Annotated in this window: 3 protein-coding genes; 2 read left to right on the top strand and 1 reads right to left on the bottom strand. The window is 73.9% G+C overall.

From position 1 onward, the window contains the following. The first annotated feature begins 373 nt into the window (after positions 1-373). Positions 374-1,201, top strand: coding sequence for a DUF72 domain-containing protein (locus AB0K25_RS31620; RefSeq protein WP_363823999.1), 828 nt, complete (start codon positions 374-376; stop codon positions 1,199-1,201). A gap of 137 nt (positions 1,202-1,338) precedes the next feature. Here the strand turns inward: AB0K25_RS31620 and AB0K25_RS31625 are convergent, their stop codons facing one another. Next, positions 1,339-3,858: a tetratricopeptide repeat protein gene (locus tag AB0K25_RS31625; RefSeq protein WP_363823997.1), complete on the bottom strand. Its 2,520-nt coding sequence runs from the start codon at positions 3,856-3,858 to the stop codon at positions 1,339-1,341. Positions 3,859-4,153: 295 nt separating this feature from the next. Between AB0K25_RS31625 and AB0K25_RS31630 the strand changes: the two genes are divergently transcribed. Then, complete coding sequence (locus AB0K25_RS31630; RefSeq protein ID WP_219467953.1) at positions 4,154-5,449, top strand: S1 family peptidase; 1,296 nt, start codon at positions 4,154-4,156, stop codon at positions 5,447-5,449. Positions 5,450-5,632 lie beyond the last annotated feature (183 nt).

A 5,632-nucleotide genomic window follows, 5' to 3' on the forward strand; every position in this document is an offset into this window, starting at 1 on the left:
GCCGGACGCTGTCGGTTGGCCGGCAGTGTCCGGGCACGGACAGTAGCCGCCATGGGACCTCGGGTCCCACCCATGATGGGTCACGTTGACGCCCACCCGACCCGGGTGGGCCGCCGCACCCGTATTCCAGCAGGGCACCCGTCTCTTCCAGCAGGGCACCCGTCGGCCGGCAGGGCATCCCGACTTCCAGCAGGCGGCAGGGTGGAGACGCCCGTGCCCGACCACTCCCGCAGTCCACCTTCCGGCAGCACCCGTTCCGGTACCGGTCCGCCCGACGCGGGTCGCCAGCGCTCCGATACCGTGCGCCCACGGACCGGATCGGACGGCGCTGCGGGAGGGGATCGGGATCATGCGGTTGCACGTCGGCTGCGCGATGTGGACCCACCGGTCGTGGCAGGGGCGGCTGATCGCCCACCCGCTTGCGGCCCAGGAACGGCTGCGGCACTACGCCGGCTGGTGCGACGCGGTCGAGGGGAACACCACGTTCTACGCCACCCCGACCCGGGAGACCGTGGAGTCCTGGGCCCGGCAGACCGGGCCCGACTTCCGGTTCGTCCTCAAACTGCCGAAGGCCGTCACCCACGAACGCCGGCTCGTCGACGCCGACGCGCCGCTGCGGGCCCACTTCGACGCGATCGCGCCGCTCGGCAGCCGGGCGCACGCCCTGTGGATCCAGCTGCCGGGGTCGTTCGCACCGACGGACGTCCCCGTGCTCGCCGACTTCCTCCGTCGGCTGCCTACCGAACACCGGTACGCCGTGGAGGTCCGGCACCCCGCCTTCTTCCGGGAGCCCGGCGCGACGCGACTGCTGGAAGGGGTGCTCGCCGACGCCTCGGCCGAGTGGGTCCCCTTCGACACCACCGCGTTCTTCCGTACTCCGCCGACCAGTGACGCGGAGCGGGAGGCGTGGACGAAGAAACCCCGCCTGCCGTTGCGGACGGCGGCGCTGACCGACCGGCCGATCGTCAGGTACCTCGGCCGCGACGCCGAGTCGGAGACGGTGCAGGGCTGGCAGCGCTGGGTCGAGATCGCCGCCGGCTGGTTGCGGGAGGGCCGGTCACCGACCATGTTCGTGCACACCCCGGACAATGCCGACGCACCCCTGCTCGCCCGCCGGTTCCACGACGAGGTACGGGCCCGGGTGCCCGCGCTGGCGGCGCTGCCCGAGCCGATCCCGACCGGACCGCTCACCCTGTTCTGACACCCGTACGACCTGCCGTCGGGGCATCAGGCCGCCCGCACCCCGTCGGGCGTCGCGCCGGGCAGGCCGCCCCACCGGGGTGGGGATCAGGAGTTTCGTGAGCCTGACCCCGGCCGGCCTGTCGGGCACAGCACCGATCAACCACTCCCCTCCACGCCCGGGCCAGGAGTCCCGCCCGCACCTGTCCCGACGGTGACCCGGGTCAGCAGGTCACGGACCCGGGCGGCGTCCGGGTGGCCGAGGTCGTCGAAGATGTCCAGCGCCCGCCGCCAGGTCCGCAGGGCACCGGGTACGTCCCCCGCCGCCTGCCGGGTCGCACCGAGCCGGGTCAGGGTGTCGGCCTCGTCGTACCGGTCACCGATGCGCCGGTAGAGCGCCAGCGCCAGGCCGTAGCAACGGATCGCCCGCCGGTGCTGGCCCAGCCGGTCGTGGATGAAGCCCAGGCTGTCCCAGGTGTTCGCCTCGCCGTGCCGGTCGCCGGTCGGGCGCAGCAGGGCCAACGCCTGGGAGCAGTGCTCCAGCGCCGGCCCGTACTGGCCGAGTTGGGCGTGCGCCCAGCCGACCCCGTTGCGGGCGCTGGCCTCCCCGGCCAGGTGCCCGGCGGCCCGGTAGAGCGCCAGCGCCCGCTGCCCGTGCTCCAACGCCTCGGCGTACCGGCCGAGCCCGTCGAACATCGCGCCGAACGCCCGGTGGGTGCGCGCCTGCCCGGTGTGGTCGCCCAACGCGGCGAACAGGATCAGCGCCTCCCGGTAGTGCGCGACCGCCTCGTCCAGCCGACCCAACCGGCAGAGCACCCGGGCCAGGTCACGGTGGGCGTTCGCCTGCCCCGCCCGGTCCCCCACCCGTTGCGCCCCGGCCAGGGCGGCCTGCTGGGCGGCGGCCAGGTCCAGCCAGTTCCCCCGGCGCTGGAGGAAATCCACCAGGGTCCAGGCCAGTTGCCAGGCATGGCCGTCGAACCCGGTACGCCTCGCGTGCGAGACCGCCGCCAACAGCACCGGGTACTCGGTGGTGAACCAGGCCAGGGCCGCAGCGTGGTCGGTCAACTCCTCGGGCGTCACCCCGGGCAGGGCGGTCGCCAGCACCACCGGGTCCCGACCGGGTTGCAGCAGCAGCGCCGCCGTGTGCGCGGTGTGTAGGTAGTGGTCCAGTCCTCGCCGGACCGCGGCCTGCCGCTCCTCGGCGGGGTCGAGGCTCTCGGCCAACTCGCCCGCGTACGCCCGCAGCAGGTCGTGCGCGGTGAACCGGCCGGGCGCGTGTTCGGTGACCAGGTGGGCGTGGGCCAGTTCGGCCAGCAGCCGGGACACCTGGCTGCGGGGCAGTCCGGCCAGGCTGGCCGCCGCGGCGATCCCGACGTCCGGCCCCGGGTGCGAGCCGAGCAGCCGGAACAGTCGCGCCGCCGGTGGGGTCAGGTTCCGGTAGGACCAGGAGAAGACCGACTGCACGTCGGTGCCGGTGTCCCCGCCGTCGAAGGAGTCCAGCAGGCGGGGCGCCTCCCGCAGCTCGGCGACGATGGTGGACAGGGGGAACGTGGGGTGCGCCGCCCCGCGCGCGGCGAGCACGGCCAGCGCCAACGGCAGCCGTACGCACCGCTCGATCATTTCCTCCACCGCCTGCGGTTCGCCCGTCAACCGGGCCGCGCCGAGCCGGCGGGCCAGCAGTTGCCAGGCCTCGGCGGTGCTGAGCAGGTCGACGGCGATCTGCCGGGCCCCCTCGGTGGCGATCAGCCCGGCCAGCCGGTTGCGACTGGTGACCAGGAACAGGCAGCTCGGGCCGCCGGCCAGCAGCGGCCGGACCTGCTCGACGTCGCGGGCGTTGTCCAGCAGCACCAGCATCCGCCGGCCGGCGAGCAGACTGCGGTAGAGGCCCACCTGCGCGGGCAGGTGGGTGGGGATGCGCTCGGGCGGCACCTCGAGGGCTTCCAGGAATCCCCGGACCGCCTCGGCGGCCGTCACCACCGCCCCGGTGGCGTCGAAGCCACGCAGGTCGACGTAGAGCTGGCCGTCCGGGAAGCGGTCGGCGACCCGGTGGGCCCAGTGCAGCGCCAACGTCGTCTTGCCGACCCCGGCCGTGCCCGACAGGGTCATCGTGGTGGTCGACTCGGCGCAGCCGGGCGTGCCGTGGCCGGCGCAACCGGCGTCGAGCTGGGCGAGCTGCGCGGCCCGCCCGACGAAACCGGGCAGCGCCGGGGGCAGTTGCCGGGGCACCGGAAGCCGCGCCGCCGGTGTGCCGACCCGGGTGCCGCCGGCTCTGGCCCGGACGGTCGCGCGGCCGGCCCGGCCGGCGGGTGGGTGTTCCGGGTTGGTGTTCCGCCGGCGTTCCTCGACTCGGTCCCGTGCGGTGGCCAGCGCCCCCTGCTCGGCGGGGCTGGCCCCGAGCAACCGGATCAGCGTGTCGAAGCGCTCCGGTGGGGGCAGGATGTTGCCGGCGAAGTACTCCCCGATCACTCCCCTCGACCAGCCGGTCTTCGCCGCCAGTTGGCGGTAGGTCAGTGGGGTCTCACCCTGCTGCCGGGCCTCCCGGCGGCGCAGCTGGCGCAGCAGCCCGGCCAGCTCCTGCACGGTCTGCGCCCCCGCGTCCAGGTGGGTCACCGCCGCTGCGGGACGGTTCGTCCCGGTGCCCCCCTGTCGCGCGCCCGAAGGTACCCGTTGGTCGGACATGCGCCCTCCACCCCCGTCATCCCGTCGCCCCGGAATGCCGACACCGGCAGGGTAGAACCGGTCACCCGATGCCGGTAGGTCACCGCCGATGTATGACAGTTCCATGTCGCGCTGGTTTCGCCTGATGGGATGTGCCCCGCCGACCATCGGCGTGCGACCGGTCCGGGCGGCTTCCCGTCCGACGCTGTCCGGGGGTGTCCGACGGTGTCCAGGATGGACCGCCGGACACCCTCGACACCTGCCAATGTCCCCAGGGCGGGCTGGCGCCCGCACCACTCTGGGGAAGGAACACTTCATGACTCGTCCACACCCGACCGTGCTGCGGTCGGCAGGGATGCTGCGTCGCGTCGCCGTCGCCGCATTCGGCGTCACGATGCTCGTCGCGGGGGTGGCCACCGCGCCGGCCACCGCCGCACCCGCTCCCGCCGCGCCGGGCGGCAAGGCTGCCACCACCGGATCGTTCGTCGACAGCACGCCGGTGCCCGGGGGCTTCGCCTCCTGGAAGGAGCTGCTCACGTTGCAGCAGCGGATGAACACCGCTGCCGCCCGGATCACGAAGATCGCACAGCGTGACGCCAAGTCCGGTTTCGCCGGTGTGATCGCCGATCCCACCGCCCGCAAGCTGCAGGTCTTCTGGAAGGGCGAGGCACCGGCCAGCCTGGTGGCGACCAGCCGGGCCACCGTGCCGACCGAGGTGCTGCCCGCCGCGTACACCCGACGGGAGCTGGACGTCGCGGCGGCCAAGCTGCGCCGCTCGGCCGGCAACAAGATCACCACGGTCGGGCCGCGCGCCGACGGCGCCGGCCTCCTCGTCGGTACGCAGAGCGGCCTGCTCGGCGCGGCCAGCATGGCCGGCGTCCCGGTGACCGTGCAGACCGGGGTCTCCGCCGCGCCCGCCACCCGGTGGGACGACACCGCGCCGTGGTGGGGTGGTGCCGCGTGGCGCAACACCGCCACCGGTGGCGGCTGCTCGACCGGCTTCGGCGTGTTCCGCACCGGCAACGCGCGGGTGCTCACCGCGGCGCACTGCGCCAACATCAACGTCGTCGCGGCCGACCCGACCGGTCAGACCATCGGCGCGGTCGGCATCCGCAACACCGGCACCGACACCCTGCTGTTGACCGCCAGCGCGGGCGGCCGGGTCTTCAACAACAGCACCGACGCCAACGGCGCGGTGGTCAGCGAGTTCAACAACCAGGTGATCGGCGCGCTGGCCAGCCAGGTCGGCAACTTCGTCTGCACCTCCGGGGCGTACTCCGGGACCCGCTGCTCGATCCAGGTCAAGGCCCGGGACCTGTGCATCAACGTGCGTGACTTCGCCACGGTCTGCGGCCAGGTGCAGGCGGAGAGCACCACCCGTACCAACGCGGTCGGCCAGGGCGACAGCGGCGGCCCGGTGCAGATCGTCAACGGTGCGAACACCCTCCAGGTCTGGGCCACCGGCACCAACACCGCCATCGACGACCTCAACACGCTGACGCCGTGCACCGGCTACGTTCCCGCCAACCGCAAGTGCGCCTGGCGGATGTACTACGAGGACATCATCTCCGGGATGGCGGGCGTCGGCGCCTCGGGTGTGATCCTCGGCTGACGGACCTGCTCCTCGGTCGACGAGGGCTGGCGGAGGAGGGTCGGTCGGCGGGGCAGGCTCCGCAACCGTCGATCGACCCGGCGGCCGGGTCGGCGTGCGTCCAGCACCGCGACCTGGCCCGCGAGTACCGCGCCCTGATGACCTCGGTCCTCCAGCAGCGGGGCGCCTGGCAGGTCATCGACG

Source organism: Micromonospora sp. NPDC049257, from assembly GCF_040678915.1.
Taxonomy (GTDB): domain Bacteria; phylum Actinomycetota; class Actinomycetes; order Mycobacteriales; family Micromonosporaceae; genus Micromonospora; species Micromonospora antibiotica.